Origin of the sequence: Caulobacter sp. UNC279MFTsu5.1 (genome assembly GCF_900114015.1) — a bacterium.
GTDB lineage: Bacteria > Pseudomonadota > Alphaproteobacteria > Caulobacterales > Caulobacteraceae > Caulobacter.
Genome location: NZ_FORN01000012.1, coordinates 36,069 through 58,577, shown reverse-complemented (window position 1 = coordinate 58,577; position 22,509 = coordinate 36,069). Strand labels below are relative to the sequence as shown.

The following is a 22,509-nucleotide window of genomic DNA, read 5'->3' as shown; positions in this document are numbered from 1 at the left end:
GCTCCGCACTCAATTCGAACGAGGCTGGCTTGGCTGTTCCGGTTTTTCCTCCCGAGTTTTCGCCTGAATTCCTGCGTCGACTTTACCCCGATCTAGCGGGTTTCAACGACGAGCAGATGCGCGAGCACTATCAAAGGCATGGCCGGGCGGAAGGGCGAACGTCATCGCCCGGCGCGCTGCGCGAAGATTTGCTGGGCCTGATTGATCCCACGTGCGAGATTTTGGAGATCGGGCCCTCATGGTCCCCTGCTTTCAAGGGGCCGAATGTTCGTTATCTCGACATTCTGACGACCGAGGGCCTCAAGGCGCGTGCGCGCGAGCACGGGGTGGATGAGGCTCTTTGTCCGAGCATTCATTACAGTCAGGGCCTGACTGCCGTTGATCGTCAATTCGAAATGGTGTTCAGCAGCCACAACCTTGAACATCAGCCCGATCTTATTCGGCATCTGCAGGAAGTGGCTGAGATCCTGCGCCCGGGCGGCGTTTATGTGATGCTGGTGCCCGACAAGCGCTTCTGTTTCGACCACTTCCTGCCGGAATCCACGATCGCCGAAGTGCTCGAGGCCTTCTTGGAGCGGCGCACGCGCCACGCGCCGCGCCATGTGCTTGAGCATCTCGCGCTCACTGCGCACAACGAGACCGGCGGTCATTGGGCGGAGCTTCACGGCGAGTCGCCCTTCAATGATCCCGCGGGCCGCCTGCAACTGGCTCTCGATATGATGGAACGGGAGAACGACCGCTACATCGATGTCCACGCCTGGAAATTCACGCCGGATGTCTTCCGCCGGATATTCGCGGTTCTGGAGGCCATGAACCTCATGTCCCTCGAGACATGGCGCGTGTATGACACGCCGAAAAACCGGAACGAGTTCGGCGTGGTGCTGCGCAAGGCCTAGGGTGATCGACCTTCGGCCGCTTGGCTCTGGTCGACCTCGCCCTGAAGGTCGTCGTGGCGTCAGGCGGCCGCAGCCGCCACCGCCTCGGCCGTGATCCCGAATTCCTTGTACAGCCGCTCGTACGGCGCGCTGGCGCCGAAGCCCGTCATGCCGACGAACCTGCCATCCTCGCCGATGAAGCGCTCCCAGCCCATGCGGACGGCGGCCTCGACGGCGACGCGGACCGGGGCGGTCCCGATGACCGAGGCCTTGTAGGCGGCGTCCTGCCGTTCGAAGAGCTCCCAGCAGGGGGTCGAGACCACGCGGGTCGGCTTGCCCTGGGCCTGCAGGATGTCGCGGGCCGCCACGGCGACCGAGACTTCCGTGCCCGAGGCGAAGATCGTCACCGCCGCCGCGCCGCCCTCGGCGGCCAGCAGTTCGTAGGCGCCCTTGGCCGACAGGTTGGCGTCGGCCGTACCGCGGACACCGGGGACCTTCTGGCGTGACAGGCACATCACCGACGGGGTGGCCGTCTGCTCCAGCGCGATCTTCCAGCACTCGGCGGTCTCGACCGCGTCGGCCGGACGGAAGACCAGCAGGTTGGGAATGGCGCGCAAGCTGGCCACATGCTCGACCGGCTGGTGGGTGGGACCGTCCTCGCCCAGGCCGATGGAGTCGTGGGTCATCACGTGGACGACCTTGGCCCCCATCAAGGCCCCCAGGCGGATGGCCGGGCGGCTGTAGTCGGCGAAGGCCAGGAAGGTGCCCGAATAGGGGATCACGCCGCCGTGCAGAGCCATGCCGTTCATGGCCGCGGCCATGCCGAACTCGCGCACGCCGTAGTGGACGTAGCGGCCGGCGTAGTCGGGGGCGTCGAACGGCTTCATGCCCTTGACGAAGGTGTTGTTCGATCCGGTCAGGTCGGCCGAGCCGCCGATCATGTCGGTGATCGTCGGGATCAACTGGTCCAGGGCCGCGCCGGAATGGACGCGGGTGGCGTTGCCCGGCTTGGTCTTCGCCGCCTCAGCGATGTGGACGTCCAGCGCCTTGAAGGCGTCGGCCGGCAGCTCGCCCTTGACGGCGCGGTTGAAGTCCGCGCCCAGCGGCGAGGCCTTGACGGCCGCTTCCCAGGCCTTGCGGACCTTGGCGCCGCGGCGGCCGACGCTCTTCCAGGCCTTGGCGATGTCGTCCGGCACGGTGAAAGGCGCGGCGTCCCAGCCCATGGCCAGGCGCGCGTCGCGGATCTGGTCGTCGAACAGGGTGTAGCCATGACTGTGGGGGTCGCCTTCCTTAGGACCCGCGCCCTTGGAGATCAGCGTCTTGCAGGCGATCAGAGTCGGGCGGTCCTGCTTGGTCGCCCAGCGCAGGGCGGCGGCGATCTTGCCGTGGTCGTGGCCGTCGATGGCCTTGACCGCCCAGCCGGCGGCCTTGAAGCGGGCCAGCTGGTCGCCGGTCTCGGCGATGGTGGCCTCGCCGTCGATGGTGGTGTTGTTGTCGTCGAACAGCACGGTCAGCTTGCTGAGCTTCAGGCGGCCGGCCAGGCTGATTGCCTCATGGCTGACGCCCTCCATCAGGCAGCCGTCGCCGGCGATCACCCAGGTGCGGTGGTCGACGATATCCCGGCCGAAGCGGGCGGCCAGGTGGGCCTCGGCCATGGCCATGCCGACGGCGGTGGCCAGGCCCTGGCCGAGCGGTCCGGTGGTGGTCTCCACGCCAGGCGTGTGGTGCACTTCGGGGTGGCCCGGGGTCAGCGAGCCCCACTGCCGGAAATTCTCGATCTCCTGCATCGTCACGGCCTTGAAGCCGGTCAGGTGCAGCAGGGAATAGAGCAGCATCGAGCCGTGGCCGGCCGACAGCACGAAGCGGTCGCGGTCGGCCCAGTCGGGTTTGCTGGCGTCGAACTTCAGGAACTTGCCCCACAGCACCGTGGCGACGTCGGCCATGCCCATCGGCATGCCCTGATGGCCGGACTTGGCCTTGTGGACGGCGTCCATGGAAAGGACGCGGATCGCGTCGGCCATCTTGACGGGCGAAACGGGCATGAGAGTTCCGGGTTGTTCTTGTTCGGCGGGGCTGCGCGAGGCCGCGAGTCGCACGATGACCCCCTGGGGTCAACCCGCGAGCCGGCCGGCAAGCGCCGCCGGGGCGCTCGCGTGGGCGCTATGCAACAACGTCCGCACGCGTTATAGCTGGAGGCGGACTTATGCTCATTTTTAGCATAACCTCGAAAGGCCGGGTCTCTTGAGCTCTCCGTCGTTCTTCTCGCCCTATCGCCACGGCTTCGTTCGGGTTGCCACGGCGGTCCCCAAGGTCAAGCTGGCCGATCCGGCCGCCAACGCCCAGAGCGTGCTGGCCCTCGTGCGCCAAGCCCATGACGCGGGCGTCGCGGTGCTGGTCCTGCCCGAGCTGGGCCTGACCGGTTACACGGTCGACGACCTGCTGCAGCAGGACGCGCTGCTCGACGCGGTCGAGGCGGCGATCGCGACTCTGGCCCAGGAGAGCAAGGCGCTCGCGCCCCTGTTCGTGGTGGGGGCGCCCCTGCGCGACAACGGCCGGCTCTACAACACCGCCGTGGCCATCCAGGGCGGTCGGGTGCGGGCGGTGGTCCCCAAGAGCTTCCTGCCCAACTATCGCGAGTTCTACGAGCGCCGCTGGTTCACGCCGGGCTCGGGCGTGGTCGGCCGCACCCTGGACCTGGCCGGCCAGGCCGTGCCGTTCGGGACCGACATCCTGCTGCGCAATCTCCCCGGTACCGGGGGCGAGGCCGCCTTCACCGTCGGGATCGAGATCTGCGAGGACGTCTGGACCCCCGCGCCGCCCAGCACCGCCCAGGCCATGGCCGGGGCCGAAATCCTGGCGAACCTGTCGGCCAGCAACATCACCATCGGCAAGTCCGAGACCCGTCGCCTGCTGTGCGCCAGCCAGTCGGCACGGGCCATCGCCGCCTATGTCTACTCGGCCGCCGGGGCGGGCGAGAGCTCCACCGACCTGGCCTGGGACGGTCATGTCGACATCCACGAGATGGGAAACCTGCTGGCTCAGAGCCCGCGGTTCTCGACCGGGCCGGTGATGGCCCTGGCCGATGTCGACGTCGCCCGGCTGCGGCAGGAGCGCATGCGGGTCGGCAGCTTCGGCGACTCCATGGCGCTGAGCCTGCCGGCCGCGCCCTTCCGGGTCGTCCCGCTCGACTTCGCGCCGCCGGCCGGCGACCTGGCCCTGGTCCGACCGATCGAGCGCTTCCCGTTCACCCCGTCCGATCCCGCCAAGCTGGCCGAGAACTGCTACGAGGCCTACAACATCCAGGTCCAGGGCCTGGCGCGCCGCGTCGAGGCCACGGGCTCCCAGAGCCTGGTGATCGGCGTTTCGGGCGGACTGGACTCGACCCACGCCCTGATCGTCGCCGCCAAGGCGATGGACCAGCTGGGCCGGCCGCGTTCCGATATCCTGGCCTACACCTTGCCGGGCTTCGCGACCTCGGACCGCACCAAGTCCAACGCCTGGGCGCTGATGAAGGCGATCGGCGTCACCGCCGACGAGATCGACATCCGACCCGCCGCCCGGCAGATGCTGGCCGACCTGGGCCACCCGTTCGCCAAGGGCGAGCCGGTCTATGACGTGACCTTCGAGAACGTCCAGGCGGGCCTGCGCACCGACTACCTGTTCCGCCTGGCCAATCACCATAAGGGCATGGTGGTCGGCACCGGCGACCTGTCCGAGCTGGCCCTGGGCTGGTGCACCTATGGGGTCGGCGACCAGATGAGCCACTACAACCCCAATTCCGGCGTGCCCAAGACCCTGATCCAGCACCTGATCCGCTTCGTGGCGGCCTCGGGCGACGTGGACGCGGCGACCAGCGACCTGCTGGAAGACATCCTGGCCACCGAAATCTCGCCGGAGCTGGTGCCGGGCGAAACGGTCCAGGCCACCGAGAGCTTCGTGGGTCCCTACGCCCTGCAGGATTTCAACCTCTATTACCTGACCCGCTACGGCATGGCGCCGTCGAAGATCGCTTTCCTGGCCTGGAGCGCCTGGCATGACGCCGCCGCCGGCGCCTGGCCGACCGGGATCCCCGACGCCGCGCGACGTGCCTACGACCTGCCGGAAATCAAGCGCTGGCTGGAGCTTTTCCTGAAGCGGTTCTTCGCCAACCAGTTCAAGCGCTCGGCCATGCCCAACGGGCCGAAGATCTCGTCCGGCGGCGCGCTGTCGCCCCGTGGCGACTGGCGCATGCCGTCGGATGCGACCGCCGACGCCTGGCTGGCCGAACTTGAGGCGGCGCTGTCAGCCTAGCGCCAAAGAGCGCGTCATCTTCGATAGGCCTGTGGTCAGACGGGCGATATGCTACCTCACGGTTTGTGAGACCACAGAGTTTGGTGTTGGGGGAAATCTTGGGTGCCATTTATCCGGTGATCCTTTGCGGAGGGTCGGGAACCCGTCTTTGGCCAGCCTCGCGCGCAGACCGTCCCAAGCAGTTCCTGAAGCTGATCGGTGATCGCTCCAGCTTCCAGGATACGATCCTGCGGGTAATGGATCTGCCGGGCGCCGACGAGATCGTGGTGGTCACCGGTAAGACCATGGCCGAGATTGTCGAGCGACAGGCGCTGGAACTCGGCGCCAACCTGACCGTAATCATCGAGCCCGAGGCGCGCGACTCCGCGCCGGCCATCGCCGCCGCGGCGGCCTATGTGCAGTCGGTGTCGCCCCACGGGGTGATGCTGATGCTGGCCGCCGATCACCATATCGGCGAACCGGACATGTTCCGCGAGGCGGCGTTGGTGGCCATCGAGGCGGCCAGGACCGGCCTGATCGTGACCTTCGGCGTGCAGCCCACTTCGCCCGCGACGGGCTTCGGCTACATCAAGCCCGGTGACGCGCTGCCGGGCGGCGTCAAGGCGGTGGCGGCGTTCGTCGAGAAACCTGACCTGACGGCGGCCCAAGGTTATATTGACGACGGCTATTACTGGAACAGCGGCAACTTCGCCTTCACGGCCCAAACGCTGCTGGATGAGCTGGCGGTCTTCGAACCGGCGATTCGGGAGGGCGCGGTCGAGTCGGTGCGGGACGGCCGACGCGACGGCGTGCGGCTGCACCTCGACCGCGAGGCGTTCGCGACGACCACCAAGAAGTCGCTCGACTATGCGGTCATGGAACGCACCAATCGCGCCGCCGTGGCGCCGGCCGCCTTCACTTGGTCCGACCTGGGGGCCTGGGACGCGATCTGGGAAGCCTCGATCCGTGACGCCGAGGGAAACGCCGCCAGCGGCGACGTCCATCTGATCCGGTCCAGGGGCGTGTTGGTGCGGTCCACCGGGCCCTTTGTCGGAGCGATCGGGGTCGAGGATCTGGTGATCGTCGCCGAGCAAGACGCGGTGCTGGTCTGTCGGCGCGACAACGCTCAGGACGTCAAGACGCTGGTCGACGTGCTCAAGGCCAGCGGCCGCGACATCGCCCATCGCCACGCTATCGCCATCAGCGGCGGCGTCGAGCGTCAACCGGTGACGAAGTCGGCCAGGGCCGAGGTTCAGATCTGGCGCATGGAAGCCGGCGCCGTGGCCAGCCTGCCGTCCAGCTCCATCCAGGTTCTGGACGGCGAGCTGATCGCAGAGGGCGCGACCTACGCAGCGGGCGCCCGCGAGGATCTGCACTCGCCGACCCTGGTCAGGGCGACGGTGATCAGCGCGGTGCTGGTTACGACGTGGCTTTGACCGCTCGGTCCAGCTCCAGGATCGCGCAGACGATGTGGTAGAACGAGCTGGCGGGGGCGGCCTCATCGACAAAGGTCCCATCGGCTTGCAGCTTGTCGCGCCACAGGCCCTTCACCGGCACGTCGAAATACTTCAGCAGCGCCTCGGCGCCGTCGGCGGCCGTGGCCCACCAGCGCGCGTCGCCGGTCGCCTGAGCCGCCAGCACCCCGGCCTTGACCTGTTCGGTTTGGGCCCAAAGGCGGGCGACGTCGTCGTGCACGCTCATGTCGTCGAGCAGGGCGAAGATCGCCACGCCGCGTTTGGGATCGACGCCAGGGCCCCCGCCGATTTCGATCATCCGCAGGGCGGCCCGGATCGCGTCGTCGCGACCGGCCAGCTCGCCCCAGCGCAGCAGCAACCAGGCCCATTCGAACTGGTGGCCCGGCTCGATGATCCGGCCCTGGACGCCGGGCGCGGGATTCCAGTCGCCGTCGTAATATTCACGCAGGCCGCCGCTCTCGGGGTCGATGAACTTGGCCAGGGCCAGTTCGGCGATCTCGTCGGCCATGGCCCGCCACTGGGCGTCCCCGCCCGCCTCGACCCAGGCCAGGCTGGCCTCGAACAGGTGCATGTGCGGGTTGGACAGCAAAGGCAGGGTGCGCGGGACGCTTTCCTCGAAGCCGGCGACGGGATGCTTGAGCGTGGCGTAGAGCGCGTCGCGCAGGCCCGTCGCCAAGGCCGGAAGGTCGGCGCGTTCGGGCAGCACCGAGCTGGCCATGGCCAGGCCGAACAGCCCGAAGGCCTGGTCGTAGAGGTCGACCTTATCGTCGAGGGGCGAGCCGTCGCTGGCCACCAGGGTGCGCATGAAGCCGTCGGGACGGCGATACTTGCTCAGATAGAAGTCCAAGCCGTGCTCCAGGGCCTGCTTCCAGGGACCGTCCCAGCCCAGCAGGCCGGCCGCCGCGTAGGAATAGATCTGCCGGGGCTGCACCCGCGCCCGGCGCGGCGCCTCGACCGGCGTTCCGTCCAGGGCGATCTTCTCGAAGAAGCCGCCATTGACCTTGTCGGCGCCGATCTCCCACCAGATCGGGAAGGCGTGCTCCAGGGCCCAGGCCTTGAGCGCGTCGCGCAGGCGGACAAGGCGGGCGAAGTCGTCGGTCATCTGCGATCCTTGGAGCGGTAGGGGGCCGGGTCTGGAGGTTCGCCGTTCTAGGCCGTCCCGCCACGGTTCGCCAAGCCTGCCCCGCCGCTTGTCGCGCCGCGAGGCCTGGCGTAAGGCGGGAACATGTCCGGAAAAGCGCCGCTGAAAGCCGTCTTCTTCGATCGCGACGGAGTGCTGAACCTCGATCACGGCTATGTCTGCGAGCCCGACCGTCTCGACTGGATCGAAGGCGCTCGGGAGGCGGTCGCGACGCTGAACGCGGCCGGCGTCAAGGTGCTGGTGGTCACCAACCAGTCGGGCGTGGCCCGCGGCTATTTCACCGAGGTCCAGGTCGATGTCTTTCACGCCGCCCTGCAGGCGGGCCTGGCCGAGGTCGGCGGGCGGATCGACGCCTTCTATGTCGCGCCCCATCACGAGGACGCCGTCGAGGATCGCTATCGCCATCCCGACCATCCCGACCGCAAACCCAATCCGGGCATGATCTTGCGCGGCCTGGCTGACTGGTCGCTGGCGCCCGAGGAGACCGTGCTGATCGGCGACAAGGGTTCGGACGTCGAGGCCGCGCGCCGGGCCGGCGTCGAGGGCTTGCGGTTCCCCGGCGGCGACCTGCTGGCCTTCCTGCGCGAGCGCCTGGGCGAGCGTTTTCCGTCGAGCGGCCTTGGCGCGGAACCCCTGGGCGGATAAACGAGCCTGAACCCCAAAAGAAAAAGCGCAGACCCATGCAGATCTTTCTCGACAGCACCGACACCAAGGTCATCGCCGACCTGGCCTCCACCGGCCTGGTGGACGGGGTGACCACCAACCCGACCCTGATCGCCAAGGCGGGCCGACCGATGCTCGAGGTGATCGCCGAGATCTGCGACCTTGTGCCGGGTCCGATCAGCGCCGAAGTCGCCGCCACGACCCACGAGGCGATGGTTGCCGAGGGCAAGAAGCTGGCCGCGATCGCGCCGAACGTCGTCGTCAAGATCCCGCTGACCCGCGACGGCCTGATCGCCTGCGCGGCCTTCGCCGGCGAAGGCATCTCGACCAACGTCACCCTGTGCTTCTCGCCGACCCAGGCCCTGCTGGCCGCCAAGGCCGGCGCGACCTACGTCTCGCCGTTCATCGGCCGCCTGGACGACTACGGCTTCGACGGCATGGACCTGATCCGTGACATCCGCGCGATCTACGACAACTACGGCTACGAGACCGAGATCCTGGCCGCGTCGGTGCGCAACGTCGCCCACGTCAAGGACGCGGCCATCGTCGGCGCCGACGTGGTGACCATCCCGCCGGCCGTGTTCGCTGACCTGTTCAAGCACCCCCTGACCGACAAGGGCCTGGAGCAGTTCCTGAAGGACTGGGCCGGGACCGGGCAATCGATCCTCTAGATCGACCTCCTTCGCTGAATTATCGGGCGACCCCGGATTGATCCGGGGTCGTTTTATTGTGCAGCTGCGAAGATTGTTCGCATTTGCGAATTCGTGCGTTAGGGTCCTGGCGACCATCCGGGAGCGCGCCCATGAACGCCGCCGACATCGCCGTCGAAATCTGCATCGCCTCGGCCGAGGAAGCCCTGCGCTTCTCGGGATTCGTCCAGGCCTTCCTGTCGCGCAACGGCTTCCCTTTCGTGATGATTCACAACGCGCCGGACCTCTCCGGCGAGCGCCGCAAGGTGGTGTTCGAGGACGCCGGGATCGGGCGCAAGTTCGCCCGCGAATGGCGGATGGACCGGCTCGCGGCTTGCGGGGGCTGAGGTCGGGCAAGGGCTTGCGGTCAAGTTCGCGTAACGCTGTTGGCGCTTTCGTGAAACGGGCATAGATAGGGAGATCATTTCTCTCTGTCGCCGAGTTGCGCCATGAACGACCCCAAATCCGCCCTTCCTCCGGTCGTCGGTTCCGCGCTCGATCTGATCGGCCGCACGCCGATGATCGAGGTTCGCAACCTCGACACCGGTCCGTGCCGGCTGTTCCTGAAGCTGGAAAACCAGAACCCCGGCGGCTCGATCAAGGATCGGGTGGCCCGCTCGATGATCGAGGCGGCCGAGGCCGATGGCAGCCTCAAACCGGGCGGGACGATCATCGAGGCGACGGCCGGGAATACGGGCCTGGGCCTGGCCCAGGTGGCGACCCTGAAGGGCTACAAGCTGATCCTGGTGGTGCCCGACAAGATGGCGCGGGAGAAGATCCTGCACCTGCGGGCCATGGGCGTGGACGTGCGCCTGACCCGCAGCGACGTCGGCAAGGGCCATCCCGAATACTACCAGGACATGGCCCAGACCCTGGCCCAGTCGATCCCGGGCGCGATCTATGTCAATCAGTTTGAGAACCCGGCCAATCCGCACGCTCACGAGACCACGACCGCGCCCGAGATCTTCGAGCAGATGGGCGGCGACATCGACGCGGTGGTGGTCGGCGTCGGTTCGGGCGGCACCCTGACCGGCATCGGCCGGTTCATGGCCAGACACTCGCCGAAGACCCAGATGGTGCTGGCCGACCCGGTCGGCTCGATCCTCTGCGACTACGTGGCGACCGGGACTTATGGCGAGGCCGGGTCGTGGATCGTCGAGGGCATCGGCGAGGACTTCATCCCGGCCAACGCCCAGATGGACCTGGTCAGCAAGGCCTATTCGATCAGCGACCGCGAGAGCGTCGACACCGCCCGCCTGCTGCTGCGCAAGGAGGGCGTCCTGGCCGGCTCGTCCTCGGGCACCCTGCTGGCGGCGGCGCTGCGCTGGTGCCAGGCCCAGACCGAGCCCAAGCGGGTGGTCACCCTGGTCTGCGACACCGGCGCCAAGTACCTGACCAAGATGTTCAACGACATGTGGCTGGCCGCCCATGGCTTCGACCACCGCGAACTGCACGGCGACCTGCGCGACCTGATCGCCAAGCGCTACGCCGACGGCGGGGTGGTGGCGATCGGGCCGGACGACACCCTGCTGACCGCCTACAACCGCATGCGCGGCAGCGACATCAGCCAGTTGCCGGTGGTCGACCACGGCAAGCTGGTCGGCATCCTCGACGAAAGCGACATCCTGGCCGCGGTCGAGGGCGCGGACGACGATCGCGGGCCCAAGTTCAAGACCCTGGTCGGCAAGGCCATGACCAAGGCGGTCAATACGCTGCAGTCGACCCAGGGCGTCGACGCCCTGCCGGAAGTGTTCGACCGCGACGAGGTGGCGCTGGTCTGCGACGGCGACGAGTTCGTGGGGGTGATCACCCGCGTGGACCTGATCAACCACCTGCGCCTGGCGAGCTGAGATTCTCCGCGTCCTTCGAGGCTCGCTGTGCGGGCGCCTCGGGATGAGGATTTCACATGACGAAGAAGCACTGAACCCCTCATCCTGAGGCGCCCGCACAGCGGGCCTCGAAGGACGCAGGGCGCGCCAAGGACAATCAATGACCCAAGACATCCCCGGCAAGAACCGCCTGGCCTTCGCCACCCGCACGATCCACGGCGGCCAGTTCCCCGATCCCACGACCGGGGCGGTGATGGTGCCGATCTACGCGACCTCGACCTATGTCCAGTCCAGCCCGGGCGAGCACAAGGGCTTCGAGTACAGCCGCAGCCACAACCCGACCCGCTTCGCCTTCGAGCGCTGCATCGCCGACCTGGAGAGCGGTACGGCCGGCTTCGCCTTCGCCTCGGGCCTGGCGGCGGCCTCGACGATCCTGGAGATCCTCGACAGCGGCGCCCATGTGATCGCCAGCGACGACCTCTATGGCGGTTCGTTCCGGCTGTTCGACAAGGTGCGCAAGCGCTCGGCGGGCCTGACCTTCAGCTTCGTCGACATGGGCGATCTAGCGGCCATCGAGGCGGCGATCACGCCCGAAACCAGGATGATCTGGGTCGAGACCCCGACCAATCCGATGCTGCGCCTGGCCGACCTGTCCGGCATCGCGGCGCTCGCCAGAAAGCACGGCCTGATCACCGTGGCCGACAACACCTTCGCCAGCCCGTTCGTCCAGCGGCCGCTGGAGCTGGGCTTCGACATCGTCATGCACTCGGCCACCAAGTACCTGAACGGCCATTCCGACGTGGTGGCGGGCGTGGCGGTGGTCGGCGACAACGCCGAGATCGCCGAGAAGCTGAAGTTCCTGCAGAACGCCGTCGGGGCGGTTCTGGGGCCGTTCGACAGTTTCCTGGCCCTGCGTGGCGTCAAGACCCTGGCCCTGCGCATGCAGCGGGCCTGCGACAGCGCTCTGACGATCGCCAGGTGGCTGTCGACGCGCAAGGACGTCGCCCGGGTGATCTATCCCGGCCTGCCCAGCCACCCGCAGCACGAGCTGGCCCGGCGCCAAATGCAGGGCGGGTTCGGCGGGATCATCTCGGTGGAGCTGAAGGGCGACGTGAACACCGCCAGGCGAATGCTGGAGCGCACGCGCCTGTTCACGCTCGCGGAAAGCCTGGGCGGGGTCGAGAGCCTGATCGAGCATCCGGCCATCATGACCCACGCTTCGATCCCGGCCGATCAGCGCGCCGCCCTGGGCATCTCCGACACCCTGATCAGGCTGTCGGTGGGGATCGAGGACTGCGAGGACCTGATTGCCGACCTCTCCGAGGCCTTGGCAGTCTGAACAGGTGATGTTCGGCGTCGCCGGGCATGGCCGGCGACGGATCGGGGGCCTTCGACGGGCGCGGCGGCGGCAGGACCCGCGTCGGATCCTCGGCCCACAGGTGGGCGGCCAGCATCAGGTCGGTCCTGACCGGGCCGTAGTCCTCCTTCGCCGTCCAGACGCGGATGGCGGCCTGGGCGAAGGCTTCGCTGAGGTCGACCACCTCGATCATCGGGGCCGGCTCCTTGCGCACCCGCGGATCGCCCTCGGCCCGCTCGCGCATCTTCTGCAGCACCGTCACAAGGTCGGTCTTCAGCGGGACCTTGAACACCACGTCGGCCCGGCGGCTGCGGTGGGTCGAGTAGTTGAGGATGACGTCGCCGAACACCTTGCTGTTGGGGATCATCACCTTGACGTTGTCGGGGGTGGCGATCTCGGTGAACAGCAGGTCCAGCGACTTGACGGTGCCGTTGCGGGTCGAGGTCTCGATGACGTCGCCGACCTTGTAGGGCCGAAACAGCAGGATCATCACCCCGGCGGCGACGTTCGACAGCGCGCCTTGCAGGGCCAGGCCGATGGCCAGGGAGGCCGCGCCCAGCACGGCGATGATCGACGTGGCCTGGACGCCCAGCTGCTGCAGCACCGCCACCAGGCCGACGGCGACGATCGCGTAGCGCACCAGGGACGAGACGAAGCTCTCCAGGGTCGGGTCGGGGTTCTTGCGGTGCATGCGGCCCAGGCCGCGCCTGGCCACCCCCGCCAGCCAGCCGGCCACCCAGAAGGTGGCGACCAGGATCAGGGCGGCGACCACCAGGTTCACCGCCAGCTTGCCCAGCCAGTCGAGGAAATGGCCGAGCATGGTCTCGTCGGCCTTCACGTTGGCCAGGGACGGAAGGCTGGCGTCGGCGGGGATCAGGCTGGGCTTGGTCTGCATGGATCTCTCGATGGCGCCCCCGCCCCAAGCCGTCAACGAAGACCCGTCAACGAACCAGGTCCCGGCCCGTTCCCGCCAAGGCGCCGCTTCGTTCCGTGGAAACACTCGGTTACATCAATTGGCTCGAACCCGAGCCGATCCGCCTCTAAGAGCGCCGCCCATGAGCATGTCCTTCATCGACCTCGCCGCGCAGCAGCGCCGGATCCGCGGGAAAATCGACGCCGCGATCGCCGCCGTCCTCGACAGCGGCGCCTATGTCATGGGGCCGCAGGTCCGCGAATTCGAGGCCAAGCTGGCGGCGTTCGGCCAGGCCAGGCTGGCCCTGTCGTGCGCCAACGGCACCGACGCCATCGCCTTGCCGTTGATGGCCTGGGGCGTGGGTCCCGGCGACGCGGTGTTCTGCCCGTCCTTCACCTTCGCCGCCACGCCCGAAGTCGTGCCGTGGGTCGGCGCCACCCCGGTGTTCGTGGACGTGCTGCCCGACACGTTCAACCTCGATCCCGCCCGGCTGGACGCCGCCATCGCCGGCGTGAAGGCCGAGGGCAAGCTGACGCCCAGGGTGGTGATCGCCGTCGACCTGTTCGGCCAGCCGGCCGACTATCCGGCCATCAAGGCCATCTGCGATCGCGAGGGCCTGAAGCTGATCGCCGACAGCGCCCAGGGCTTCGGATGCACCCTGGACGGCAAGCACCCGCTGCACTGGGCCGACGTGGCCACCACCAGCTTCTTCCCGGCCAAGCCGCTGGGCTGCTACGGCGACGGCGGGGCGGTGTTGACCAACGACCAGGAGCTCTGGGACCTGATGGACAGCTTCCGGGTGCACGGCAAGGCCGTGGCCCCGGATCTGGTCGGCCGCACGTTCGACCACGACACCAAGTATCTGAACACCCGCATCGGCATGAACTCGCGGCTGGACACGATCCAGGCGGCGATCCTGATCGAGAAGCTGGCCATCTTCCAGGAGGAGATCGACCTGCGGCAAGGGGTGGCCGACCGCTACGCCGAGGGCCTGAAGGGCGCGGTGATCGCCACGCCCAAGGTCATCGACGGCGGCGTGTCGGTCTGGGCCCAGTACGTGATCGAGCACGAGAACCGCGACGGCCTGGCCGCCCACCTGAAGACGCAGGGGATTCCGACGGCCGTCTATTATCCGGTGCCGATGCACGTGCAGGCCCCCTACGCCCACTTCCCGCGCGCGGCCGACGGCCTGCCGGTGACCGAGGCCAAGGCCGAGACGGTGCTGGCCCTGCCGATGCATCCGTATCTGGCGGAGGCCGACCAGCAGCGGATCATCGACGCGATCCGGGCGTTCAACGGCTAAGCTGCGCCCCATTCGCGCCTCACCCTGGGGTATTGTGGCCTCCAAGTTGATTCGAAGGTTCAGATGCACGATCCGGTAACGTCGTTCGTGGTCGCGGTGTTCAGCATGCCTGGCGCCGCCCTGATGATGGCGGCGGCCATCCTGGTCTTCGCCGTTGGGCTGATCCTTCAATCGGGCCATTTCGAATACGTGCCGCTGATGGACGACCTGCGTCGTCGCGCCGACCTGCTGGACGAACTACGTGGCGATCGGCAGAAAGCGTTCGCCGAGGCCTTCGAAGCGATCGACAAGCGCCTAAGCGGCGTGGCCCATCCCGTTCTGGAACTCGGCTGGGCGCACTATCGCAGTCAGCTGACTCCGACCGAGGATGGACGCCTGGCGGCTTCGGTCCACGCCTCCGACGCCTTCGACCTCGCCGACACGCCGGCCCGCACCCTGGAGTGGTGGGCCAACATCATGGTCGCCATCGGCCTGGTCATCACGTTCATGGGCATCGTGGCGGCCTTGACCGAGGCGACGTCGGCCATGAGCGGCGGGGGCGCAGCCATGCAGGGCGCCCTGATCAACCTGCTGACGATCGCCGCCACCAAGTTCTGGACTTCGATCGCCGGGGTTCTGGCTTCGATCGTCCTGCGCCTGGCCGCGCGGCGTCGCCGTCAGGCCATCGAAGCCCAGGAAGCCCACTTCTTCGCGCTGCTGGACGCCTGCGTCCGCTTTGCGCCGCCCGAAAAGGTGATGCTGGAGCAACTGGCGATGCTGGGCCGTATCGAGGCGACCTTGGCCGGCAAGGCCGCGGCGCCCCGGGGCGTAGCTTGATGCGACGCAAGCGCGGCAGGACGGCCGATGTCGAAGAGGGCGAAAGCTACTATGTCTCGATGACCGACATGATGGTGGGGGTGATCTTCATCTTCATCATCATGCTCAGCTATTTCGCGTTCGAGTTCCGCTCGACCACCGCCAAGCTGACCACGGCCAAGCATCCGGAGACGGCGGCCCTGCTGCAGACCGCCGCCAATCTCACGCCCAAGACCGCCGACATCGAGGTCGACTACAAGGCCCAGGTGCTGTGCGTGCCCGAAGCCGCCCTGTCGGAGACCGGCCAAGGCGCGGCGGGCCAGCGCCGCTGCTTCGCCTATTCGCCGCCGACCCAGGCCACGGCCCAGACCGCTTCGGCGGTCGACGCCCAAAAGCTGCTGATGCAGTCGCTGGACGCTGACCTGCGGGACATCCACGTGCCGATCACCGGCGATCCGTCGAGCGGCGCGCTCAACTTCCGGGCCGATCAGCTGTTTGTCGCGGGGACGGCCACGCTTTCGCCGGACGGCCAGCGGATCGCCGGCGACGTCGCCCAGATCCTGATGCGGCGCCTGCCCTGCCTGGGTTACGGCGTGACAGCCGGCGCCAACTGCGAATCCGACGGACCTAAGCTGGCCGTGGCCAACGTCATCAGCCAGACCAATTTCGACGTCTCCAGCGCCGAGGGCCAGCGCGCGGCCGCCCTGGCTCTGCAGCGCGCCGCGGTCTTCCACCAGGCCCTGACCGTCGCCCAGCCCGATCTCGCGACCTTGCGCAACGCGCCGGCCGGTCAACCCGGTTCTCAGCCCTTGTTGCGGGTCGCCAGCGTGGGTCAATCGCAAGAAGGCGCTTCAAAGGTCGGCGATGACCAAACCGTGAGCATTCAGTTCCAGATGGCGCCCTGACGGCCCGCCCGCCCGGGTTTGTTTGGCGGACGGGCCAGCCTGACCTATATCGCGGCCATCGCGTCTCGCGCCTGCCGGCGCTTCGGCGTTCCGGCCTGTGAAAGAGCGTCATGTCGTCCACTCCCATCGCCGCTTCGGTTCGCCCCGCGCCCGGACCCCATCCCGGCATGGGCTTTGGCCAGTTCGTCGCCCTGATCGCGGCGATGATGGCCACCAACGCCCTCGCCATCGACTCGATGCTGCCGGCCATGCCGCAGATCGGCCACGCCCTCGGCGTGGCCAGCGACAACGAGCGCCAGTGGATCCTGACCGCCTATCTGCTGGGCTTCGGGGCGGCCCAGATCGTCTACGGTCCGCTGGCCGACCGCTTCGGCCGCAAGCCGGTGCTGCTGGCGGGGTTGTCGCTGTACGTCGTCTTCGCCGCGCTCTGCGCCTTCTCCAACTCGTTCGAGATGCTGCTGATCGCCCGCGCCCTGTGCGGCGTCGGAGCGGCGGCCACCCGCGTGCTGGCGGTGTCGATCGTCCGCGACTGTTACAGCGGCCGCCAGATGGCGCGGGTGATGTCGCTGTCGTTCATCGTCTTCCTGGGCGTGCCGATCGTCGCCCCATCCGTGGGCCAGGCCATCCTGCTGGTCGCGCCCTGGCCGTGGGTGTTCGGCGTCCTGTCGATCTTCGGCCTGGCGGTGATCGTCTGGTCGGGAATCAAGCTGCCCGAGACCCTGCATCCGGAGGACCGCACGCCCCTGGCCGCCGGCCCGGTGCTGGCCGCGTTCAGGGAATGCCTGACCAACCGGATCGCCGTCGGCTACACCCTGGCCGCCACCCTGGTGCTGGGCGGGCTGTTCGGCTTCCTCAACTCGGCCCAGCAGGTGTTCGTCGACGTGCTGGGAGCGGGCCGTTCGTTCCCCCTGATCTTTGCGGGGATCGCCGGCGGCATCGCCGTCTCGTCGCTGCTCAATTCCCGCATCGTCGGCCGCCTGGGCATGCGGCTGGTCTCGCACGTGGCGCTGTGCGGCTACATCGTCTTCGCAGCGGCCCATGCCGTGGTCGCCCTGAGCGGCCACGAGACCCTGTGGACCTTCTCGCTGCTGCAGGCGGGGATGATGTTCTGTTTCGGCCTGGTGATGTCGAACTTCGGTTCGATCGCCATGGAGCCGCTGGGCCACCTGGCCGGCACGGCGGCCTCGGTGCAGGGCTTCATCACCACCATCTTCGGGGCGCTGTTCGGCTTCTGGATCGGTCAGCTGTTCGACGGCACGACCGTGCCTCTGACCCTGGGCTTCACGGGCTTTGGCGTGGCGGGTCTGCTGGCGGTGCTGATCACCGAGAAGGGCCGGATGTTCCATGCGGGGGCTGGGGCGATGGCCGCCGAGGGGGCGGGCATCCACTAACCCTCTCTAGTCCAGCATCCGCTCCAGCGTCGAAAGCTCGTCCGCCTCGCGCGCGGGCTTGTCCCAGCGGATGCGGTTGATGCGCGGAAAGCGCATGGCAACGCCCGACTTGTGGCGGGTTGAGCGCTGCAGGCCCTCGAACGCCACCTCGAACACCAGGCCGAACTCCAGGTCGGCGCGCACCGAGCGCACGGGGCCGAAGCGCTCGACGGTGTGGTCGCGCACGAACTTGTCGATCCGTTTCAGCTCCTCGTCGGTGAAGCCGAAATAGGCCTTGCCCACCGGCGTCAGATGACGTGTCCCGGTCTCGTCCTCGCGCCAGACTCCGAAGGTGTAGTCGGAATAGAAGCTGGACCGCTTGCCGTGGCCGCGCTGGGCGTACATCAGCACCGCATCGATCAGACGGGGGTCGCGCTTCCACTTGAACCACGGACCCTTGGGCCGGCCGGGCTCATAGACGCTATCCCAGCGCTTGAGCATCAGACCCTCGGCGATCGTCGGATCGCCGGGCGGCGGCTCGGCGCGCAGGGCGGTCAGCCCCTCCCAGGTCGCGAACGGCTGGATCGGCGACAGGTCGATGCGCGGGCTGTTTGCCTGGATTACAAAAGCCTCCAGCCGTTTCCGCCGTTCGGCGAACGGCAGGCCGCGCAGGTCGGTCTCGCCGTCCAGCAGCAGGTCGTAGGCGCGGATCCCGGCCGGGAAGGCCGCCAGCTGCCTGGCGTCGACCGTCTTGCGGTTCAGCCGCTGCTGCAGGTCGCCGAAGCTGGCCACGGCGCCGTCGCGCATCACCAGCAGCTCGCCGTCGATCGCCCCCTCGAAGGCCAGGGCCTCGACCACGTCGGGGAAGGTCGCCGAGATGTCGTCGCCGGTGCGGGTGTAGAGCCGTCGCTCGCCGCGCTCGCTGACCGCCTGGACGCGGATGCCGTCCCACTTCCATTCGGCGGCGTAGTCGGCCGGGTCCAGTTTGGCGAAGTCGACCGCTTCGTCGATCGCCTGGGCCAGCATCACCGGTCGGAACCGCCCAGGGGCGTCGGGCGAGGGTTGTTCCGAGCGGCCCTCCAGCCAGGCGAACAGGTCGCCATAGGGCGGGGTCATGGCGTGCCAGACCTCCTCGACCTGGCCGATCTCCACCTGGCCGAAGTCGGCGCAGGCCTGCTTGGCCAGCCGCGCCGACACGCCGACCCTCAGGCCGCCGGTCATCAGTTTCAGCAGCGCCCAGCGACCGTCGGCGTCCAGGGCGTCCAGCCAGCCTTCGATCAGCCGCTGCACTTCCGTGCGCGAGGCCGTGCGCAGGCTCTCGACCACTTCGGAAAGATCAGGTTCGCGATTGGCGCCGGGCCTTTCCGGCCAGACCAGGGCGACGGTCTCGGCCAAGTCGCCGACATAGTCGTAGGACCAGGCGAACAGCTGAGGGTCCATCCGGCTCTCGACCGCCTTGCGGATGAAGGCCGGCTTGGCGGCGTTGAACGACAGCGCCCCGGTCAAGGCCGCCAGCACCCAGCCGCGCTCGGGATCGGGGGTCTGCGCCAGGAAATCCTTGATCAGGGTCAGCTTGGCGTTGCGCGAGCTGGTCAGGGACAGCCGGTCGAGAAGGTGGGCGAAGGCGCGCATGGCAATGAAATGTCGCGCCTTGGCTTAGGTTCAACCTGCCCGGCTCTCGTCCAGCTGGCCCAGGATCATGATCTTCTGCCATATCTTGCGGCCGAGGTCGGAGGTCAGGGTCTCGATGTCGTTGACGGCGGCGACCACCACCGGGTCGTCGCTCTCGCCGGCGTAGAGCGCCGCCAGCTTGGCGGTCAGGGCCAGCATCTCGGCGCAGTAGTCCAGATAGCGGGCCAGCTGGAAGCGGCTCATCTCGCGGGCGGGCGACGAGGCGGTGCGCGGACCCAGCACCAGGGTCGGGTCCTTGGTCAGCTGGTGCATGTCGATCACGTGGGCGAACGACCGCAGCTCGTGCAGCGACTTCTGGACCCGCGAGCGCTTCCACCGCGATTCCAGCGAGACCAGGAACCAGATGGCCGCGCCCGACAGCAGCAGCAGGTTGACGGCCGGCTCCAGGCTGGTGGCCAGGGTGAGGGCGCCGGCGTTCCGTAGGTTCGCCAGCCAGTCCAGCCGGCCGATCAGCGCCGCCTCCAGCCCGATCGCCGCGATCGCGATCACGGCCACCAGGGCGCGCAGGCCCAGATAGGGTCGCGACAGCCGCCGCGCCCGCCGGGCGGTGACCCGGGCGACGGCGGTCAGCTGGTCACAGACCTGCGACAGGCCGGACGCCGGAAACCGCTCCGACACCCGGGCCTGCAGGTGGTCAAGCGTCTGCACCACCTCGTCGGCGTCCAGTTTCAGCGCGCCATTGCTCTTGGCCATACGGGTCCCCCGATCCGGGGCCGACGCTAGCATGGCGGCGAGGCTTGCAGTCAATTCGAACATCTGTTTGAATTGATCCGTCCGGAGCCCGGACCTGGAGGCGACCATGAGCCCGCCCGAGCCCTTCGTCCCCCATCCCCGCAAGAGCCCGCTGACCACGCCGTGGGAGCCCATCTTCGCCGATATCCGCGACGATCGCTGGGTGCTGGCCGTGGAGCTGCGCGAGCCGCACACCAATTCCCGCGGCGGTGCGCACGGCGGCCTGATCGCGGCCCTGGCCGACAACGCCATGGGCCTGTCGTGCGGGATGGTGCTGGCGCGGCTGGAGATTCCCAGCCAGGGCCTAGTCACCGTTTCCCTGGGTCTGGACTACATCGCCGCCGCCGAGCTCGGGCAATGGCTGGTGTTCGACACCGACTTCATCAAGCCCGGCAAGAGCCTGTGCTACGCCGAGGCCACGGTGTCGGCGGATGGCAAGCCGGTGGCGCGGGCGAGAGCGACGTTCAAGGTGGGGTAAGGGCGTCCTGCAACGCTTACTCCCCCTCCTCCTCGTCATAACCCACCAGCCGTAGCGCCCGAGCCGGTATGCCCTGGAGTTCGCACCAGCGCTCCAGGGCCTCCTCGCGGCCGTGGGTGATCCACACCTCGCCGGGGCGCAGCTCGTCGAGGGTGGCGGTCAGTTCGTCCCAGTCGGCATGGTCGGAGATGATCAGCGGAAGCTCCACGCCCCGCTGGCGGGCCCGCGCCCGCACCCGCATCCAGCCACTGGCGAAGCAGTCGACCGGGTCGGGGAAGCGCCGCGACCAGCGGTCGGCCAGGGCCGAGGGCGGGGCGACGATGATCGCGCCTTCGAAGTCTTTCCTGGTCCCCGTGGTGGCGGGCGCCAGCAGGCCCAGGTCGACGCCGTGACGGCCGTAAAGCCGGTTCAGCCGTTCCATCGCCCCGTGCACATGGATCGTCCGGTCCCAGCCAGCCTCGCGCAGCAATCTGATCACCCGCTGGGCCTTGCCCAGGGCGTAGGCCCCGACGATGTGCGAGCGTTCGGGAAACTGCGCGACCGACTTCAGCAGGGCGGCCACCTCGCCCTTGTCGTCGGGATGGCGGAAGACCGGCAGGCCGAAGGTCGCCTCGGTCACGAACACGTCGCAGGGCACGGGCTCGAAGGCCGGGCAGGTGGGATCGCGGCGGCGCTTGTAGTCGCCGGAGACGACGATGGTCATGCCCTTCCAGCGCACCACGGCCTGGGCCGAGCCCAGTACGTGGCCGGCCGGGACCAGCCCGACCTCGACGCCGTTGTGGGTGAAGGTCTGGTCGTAGGCCACGGGATGGCGGCGGCCGGCGAAGTCCTCGCCGTAGCGCTCGGCCATGATCGCCAGGGTCTCGGGGGTGGCGGCCACCACGCCGTGGCCGGCCCGGGCGTGGTCGGCGTGGCCATGGGTGACTACCGCCCGGTCCACGGGGCGGACGGGGTCGATGTAGAAGTCTCCGGGCGGGCAGTAGAGCCCGTCGGGCTTCGGACAGATCAGGTCCTGCGGCTTCATCACGATGGATATGGCAACGCGCGCGGCTATAAACCTATCCATGAGCACAGATAACAGCATGGGCGAACAGCATCGGTTCATCGCCGACGCCATGAACGAAGGCAGCCCGCAGGCGCGCGCCCTGGGCCTGGTGACCCTGGAGATCGGCGACGCGGTCGCCATCCTCAGGGCGCCCTATCGCCCCGAGATCGTCGGCGACCCGGAGACCGGGGTGATCGCCGGCGGGGTGGTGACCACCCTGCTGGACCACGCCAGCGGCCAGGCGGTGCACGCGGCCATGAGCGAATGGACCTCGATCGCCACCCTGGACCTGCGCATCGACTACATGCGGCCGGCCCAGCCGGGCCGCGACGTGCTGGCCCGCGCCCATTGCTACAAGGCCACCCGTTCGGTCGCCTTCGTGCGGGCCGTGGCCTACGAGGACGATCCCGACGATCCGGTGGCCGCCGCCCAGGCCGCCTTCATGCTGGACTCCAGCGCCGGCAAGAAGCCCGGCGCCAATCTCAAGCCGCCCCGCTCCAAGGCCTTGGGCAGGGGAGACGCCGCATGAGCGACGCCGACACCCGCCTCAGCGCCGTGCTGGGCTCGATCCCCTACGCCCGGTTCATCGGCATGCGGGCCGAGTTGGCCGGCGACGAGATGACCGCCGTCCTGCCGTTCTCCGACCATATCGTCGGCAACCCGCTGCTGCCGGCCATCCATGGCGGGGTGCTGGGCGCCTTCATGGAGATGACCGCCCTGGCCCAGCTGTCGGTGGCCGAGCCTCTGAAGCGCCAGCCGCGCACCATCGACATCTCGATCGAGTACCTGCGCTCGGGCCGCCCCCTGACCACCTTCGCCCGCGCCAAGATCAACAAGGTCGGCCGGCGGATCGCCAACGTCCATGTCGAGGCCTGGCAGGAGCAGCGCGCCGCCCCGATCGCCGCCCTGCGCGGCCATTTCCTGCTGACGGCGGCGGAGGATTGATCCGAATGGAGAACGTTGGTCTCTAAGGTAAAA

Annotated in this window: 21 protein-coding genes; 15 read left to right on the top strand and 6 right to left on the bottom strand. The window is 68.3% G+C overall.

Annotation, left to right across the window (positions count from 1 at the left end; all coding sequences use genetic code 11):
- The first annotated feature begins 29 nt into the window (after positions 1 to 29).
- Positions 30 to 896 carry a class I SAM-dependent methyltransferase gene (locus BM066_RS09190; RefSeq protein ID WP_177218419.1) on the top strand — a complete coding sequence of 289 codons (867 nt, stop codon included), beginning with the start codon at positions 30 to 32 and terminating at the stop codon, positions 894 to 896.
- Between the two features lie 59 nt (positions 897 to 955).
- On the opposite strand, the gene tkt is transcribed toward BM066_RS09190, so the two are convergent.
- Complete coding sequence (tkt, locus tag BM066_RS09185) at positions 956 to 2,917, bottom strand: transketolase (protein ID WP_026176616.1); 1,962 nt, start codon at positions 2,915 to 2,917, stop codon at positions 956 to 958.
- 199 nt (positions 2,918 to 3,116) lie between these two features.
- Between tkt and BM066_RS09180 the strand changes: the two genes are divergently transcribed.
- Positions 3,117 to 5,165 carry an NAD(+) synthase gene (locus BM066_RS09180; protein ID WP_018062406.1) on the top strand — a complete coding sequence of 683 codons (2,049 nt, stop codon included), beginning with the start codon at positions 3,117 to 3,119 and terminating at the stop codon, positions 5,163 to 5,165.
- A 98-nt stretch (positions 5,166 to 5,263) separates the two neighbouring features.
- On the top strand, positions 5,264 to 6,580 hold the full coding sequence (locus BM066_RS09175) for a mannose-1-phosphate guanylyltransferase/mannose-6-phosphate isomerase (protein ID WP_026176617.1): 1,317 nt from the start codon (positions 5,264 to 5,266) through the stop codon (positions 6,578 to 6,580).
- On the opposite strand, the gene BM066_RS09170 is transcribed toward BM066_RS09175, so the two are convergent.
- Positions 6,564 to 7,721, bottom strand: coding sequence for an AGE family epimerase/isomerase (locus tag BM066_RS09170; RefSeq protein ID WP_018062408.1), 1,158 nt, complete (start codon positions 7,719 to 7,721; stop codon positions 6,564 to 6,566). The two genes, BM066_RS09175 and BM066_RS09170, sit on opposite strands and share 17 nt — an antisense overlap.
- A gap of 123 nt (positions 7,722 to 7,844) precedes the next feature.
- Here BM066_RS09170 and BM066_RS09165 point away from each other — a divergent pair, with 123 nt between their 5' ends.
- The 5 genes from BM066_RS09165 (at position 7,845) to BM066_RS09145 (ending at position 12,280) form a co-directional block, all read left to right on the top strand.
- Entirely contained in the window at positions 7,845 to 8,405 is a 561-nt protein-coding gene (locus tag BM066_RS09165; protein WP_018062409.1) for a D-glycero-alpha-D-manno-heptose-1,7-bisphosphate 7-phosphatase, read from the top strand.
- Between the two features lie 35 nt (positions 8,406 to 8,440).
- Positions 8,441 to 9,094 (top strand): fructose-6-phosphate aldolase, encoded by a 654-nt coding sequence (gene fsa, locus BM066_RS09160; RefSeq protein ID WP_018062410.1) that lies wholly within the window; start codon positions 8,441 to 8,443, stop codon positions 9,092 to 9,094.
- A 131-nt stretch (positions 9,095 to 9,225) separates the two neighbouring features.
- Entirely contained in the window at positions 9,226 to 9,459 is a 234-nt protein-coding gene (locus BM066_RS09155) for a hypothetical protein (RefSeq protein WP_018062411.1), read from the top strand.
- A gap of 102 nt (positions 9,460 to 9,561) precedes the next feature.
- Positions 9,562 to 10,962 (top strand): pyridoxal-phosphate dependent enzyme, encoded by a 1,401-nt coding sequence (locus tag BM066_RS09150; protein WP_018062412.1) that lies wholly within the window; start codon positions 9,562 to 9,564, stop codon positions 10,960 to 10,962.
- A 139-nt stretch (positions 10,963 to 11,101) separates the two neighbouring features.
- Complete coding sequence (locus tag BM066_RS09145; RefSeq protein WP_018062413.1) at positions 11,102 to 12,280, top strand: trans-sulfuration enzyme family protein; 1,179 nt, start codon at positions 11,102 to 11,104, stop codon at positions 12,278 to 12,280.
- Here the strand turns inward: BM066_RS09145 and BM066_RS09140 are convergent.
- Positions 12,210 to 13,193 (bottom strand): mechanosensitive ion channel family protein, encoded by a 984-nt coding sequence (locus tag BM066_RS09140; RefSeq protein ID WP_018062414.1) that lies wholly within the window; start codon positions 13,191 to 13,193, stop codon positions 12,210 to 12,212. The genes BM066_RS09145 and BM066_RS09140 overlap by 71 nt on opposite strands.
- A 160-nt stretch (positions 13,194 to 13,353) precedes the next feature.
- Between BM066_RS09140 and BM066_RS09135 the strand changes: the two genes are divergently transcribed.
- From BM066_RS09135 to BM066_RS09120, 4 genes are all read left to right on the top strand, one after another.
- Complete coding sequence (locus BM066_RS09135; RefSeq protein ID WP_018062415.1) at positions 13,354 to 14,514, top strand: DegT/DnrJ/EryC1/StrS family aminotransferase; 1,161 nt, start codon at positions 13,354 to 13,356, stop codon at positions 14,512 to 14,514.
- Positions 14,515 to 14,577: 63 nt separating this feature from the next.
- Positions 14,578 to 15,330 carry a hypothetical protein gene (locus BM066_RS09130; RefSeq protein ID WP_018062416.1) on the top strand — a complete coding sequence of 251 codons (753 nt, stop codon included), beginning with the start codon at positions 14,578 to 14,580 and terminating at the stop codon, positions 15,328 to 15,330.
- Positions 15,330 to 16,214, top strand: coding sequence for a hypothetical protein (locus tag BM066_RS09125; RefSeq protein ID WP_089926553.1), 885 nt, complete (start codon positions 15,330 to 15,332; stop codon positions 16,212 to 16,214). The genes BM066_RS09130 and BM066_RS09125 overlap by 1 nt, the downstream gene beginning before the upstream one ends.
- Before the next feature lie 167 nt (positions 16,215 to 16,381).
- Positions 16,382 to 17,605: a multidrug effflux MFS transporter gene (locus BM066_RS09120; protein ID WP_018062418.1), complete on the top strand. Its 1,224-nt coding sequence runs from the start codon at positions 16,382 to 16,384 to the stop codon at positions 17,603 to 17,605.
- Positions 17,606 to 17,611: 6 nt separating this feature from the next.
- Here BM066_RS09120 and BM066_RS09115 read toward each other — a convergent pair whose 3' ends face one another.
- Both BM066_RS09115 and BM066_RS09110 read right to left on the bottom strand, forming a co-directional pair.
- Entirely contained in the window at positions 17,612 to 19,222 is a 1,611-nt protein-coding gene (locus tag BM066_RS09115) for a cisplatin damage response ATP-dependent DNA ligase (protein ID WP_026176619.1), read from the bottom strand.
- Positions 19,223 to 19,246: 24 nt separating this feature from the next.
- Entirely contained in the window at positions 19,247 to 19,969 is a 723-nt protein-coding gene (locus BM066_RS09110; RefSeq protein ID WP_089926550.1) for a hypothetical protein, read from the bottom strand.
- 106 nt (positions 19,970 to 20,075) lie between these two features.
- Between BM066_RS09110 and BM066_RS09105 the strand changes: the two genes are divergently transcribed.
- Positions 20,076 to 20,486 carry a PaaI family thioesterase gene (locus BM066_RS09105; RefSeq protein ID WP_089926547.1) on the top strand — a complete coding sequence of 137 codons (411 nt, stop codon included), beginning with the start codon at positions 20,076 to 20,078 and terminating at the stop codon, positions 20,484 to 20,486.
- A 16-nt stretch (positions 20,487 to 20,502) separates the two neighbouring features.
- On the opposite strand, the gene BM066_RS09100 is transcribed toward BM066_RS09105, so the two are convergent.
- Positions 20,503 to 21,552 (bottom strand): ligase-associated DNA damage response exonuclease, encoded by a 1,050-nt coding sequence (locus BM066_RS09100; RefSeq protein WP_089926544.1) that lies wholly within the window; start codon positions 21,550 to 21,552, stop codon positions 20,503 to 20,505.
- Positions 21,553 to 21,568: 16 nt separating this feature from the next.
- Here BM066_RS09100 and BM066_RS09095 point away from each other — a divergent pair, with 16 nt between their 5' ends.
- Complete coding sequence (locus tag BM066_RS09095) at positions 21,569 to 22,060, top strand: PaaI family thioesterase (RefSeq protein WP_089926541.1); 492 nt, start codon at positions 21,569 to 21,571, stop codon at positions 22,058 to 22,060.
- Complete coding sequence (locus tag BM066_RS09090; protein WP_089926538.1) at positions 22,057 to 22,476, top strand: PaaI family thioesterase; 420 nt, start codon at positions 22,057 to 22,059, stop codon at positions 22,474 to 22,476. Before BM066_RS09095 ends, BM066_RS09090 begins: the two co-directional genes overlap by 4 nt.
- The last annotated feature ends 33 nt before the right edge of the window (positions 22,477 to 22,509 follow it).

Coding starts and splice junctions, on each gene's coding strand:
- BM066_RS09135 (WP_018062415.1), top strand. CDS start 13,354: ATGAGCATGTCCTTCATCGACCTCGCCGCGCAGCAGCGCCGGATCCGC.
- BM066_RS09130 (WP_018062416.1), top strand. CDS start 14,578: ATGCACGATCCGGTAACGTCGTTCGTGGTCGCGGTGTTCAGCATGCCT.
- BM066_RS09155 (WP_018062411.1), top strand. CDS start 9,226: ATGAACGCCGCCGACATCGCCGTCGAAATCTGCATCGCCTCGGCCGAG.
- BM066_RS09100 (WP_089926544.1), bottom strand. CDS start 21,552: ATGGATAGGTTTATAGCCGCGCGCGTTGCCATATCCATCGTGATGAAG.
- BM066_RS09125 (WP_089926553.1), top strand. CDS start 15,330: ATGCGACGCAAGCGCGGCAGGACGGCCGATGTCGAAGAGGGCGAAAGC.
- fsa (WP_018062410.1), top strand. CDS start 8,441: ATGCAGATCTTTCTCGACAGCACCGACACCAAGGTCATCGCCGACCTG.
- BM066_RS09110 (WP_089926550.1), bottom strand. CDS start 19,969: ATGGCCAAGAGCAATGGCGCGCTGAAACTGGACGCCGACGAGGTGGTG.
- tkt (WP_026176616.1), bottom strand. CDS start 2,917: ATGCCCGTTTCGCCCGTCAAGATGGCCGACGCGATCCGCGTCCTTTCC.
- BM066_RS09090 (WP_089926538.1), top strand. CDS start 22,057: ATGAGCGACGCCGACACCCGCCTCAGCGCCGTGCTGGGCTCGATCCCC.
- BM066_RS09170 (WP_018062408.1), bottom strand. CDS start 7,721: ATGACCGACGACTTCGCCCGCCTTGTCCGCCTGCGCGACGCGCTCAAG.
- BM066_RS09120 (WP_018062418.1), top strand. CDS start 16,382: ATGGGCTTTGGCCAGTTCGTCGCCCTGATCGCGGCGATGATGGCCACC.
- BM066_RS09165 (WP_018062409.1), top strand. CDS start 7,845: ATGTCCGGAAAAGCGCCGCTGAAAGCCGTCTTCTTCGATCGCGACGGA.
- BM066_RS09150 (WP_018062412.1), top strand. CDS start 9,562: ATGAACGACCCCAAATCCGCCCTTCCTCCGGTCGTCGGTTCCGCGCTC.
- BM066_RS09140 (WP_018062414.1), bottom strand. CDS start 13,193: ATGCAGACCAAGCCCAGCCTGATCCCCGCCGACGCCAGCCTTCCGTCC.
- BM066_RS09095 (WP_089926541.1), top strand. CDS start 21,569: ATGGGCGAACAGCATCGGTTCATCGCCGACGCCATGAACGAAGGCAGC.
- BM066_RS09105 (WP_089926547.1), top strand. CDS start 20,076: ATGAGCCCGCCCGAGCCCTTCGTCCCCCATCCCCGCAAGAGCCCGCTG.
- BM066_RS09145 (WP_018062413.1), top strand. CDS start 11,102: ATGACCCAAGACATCCCCGGCAAGAACCGCCTGGCCTTCGCCACCCGC.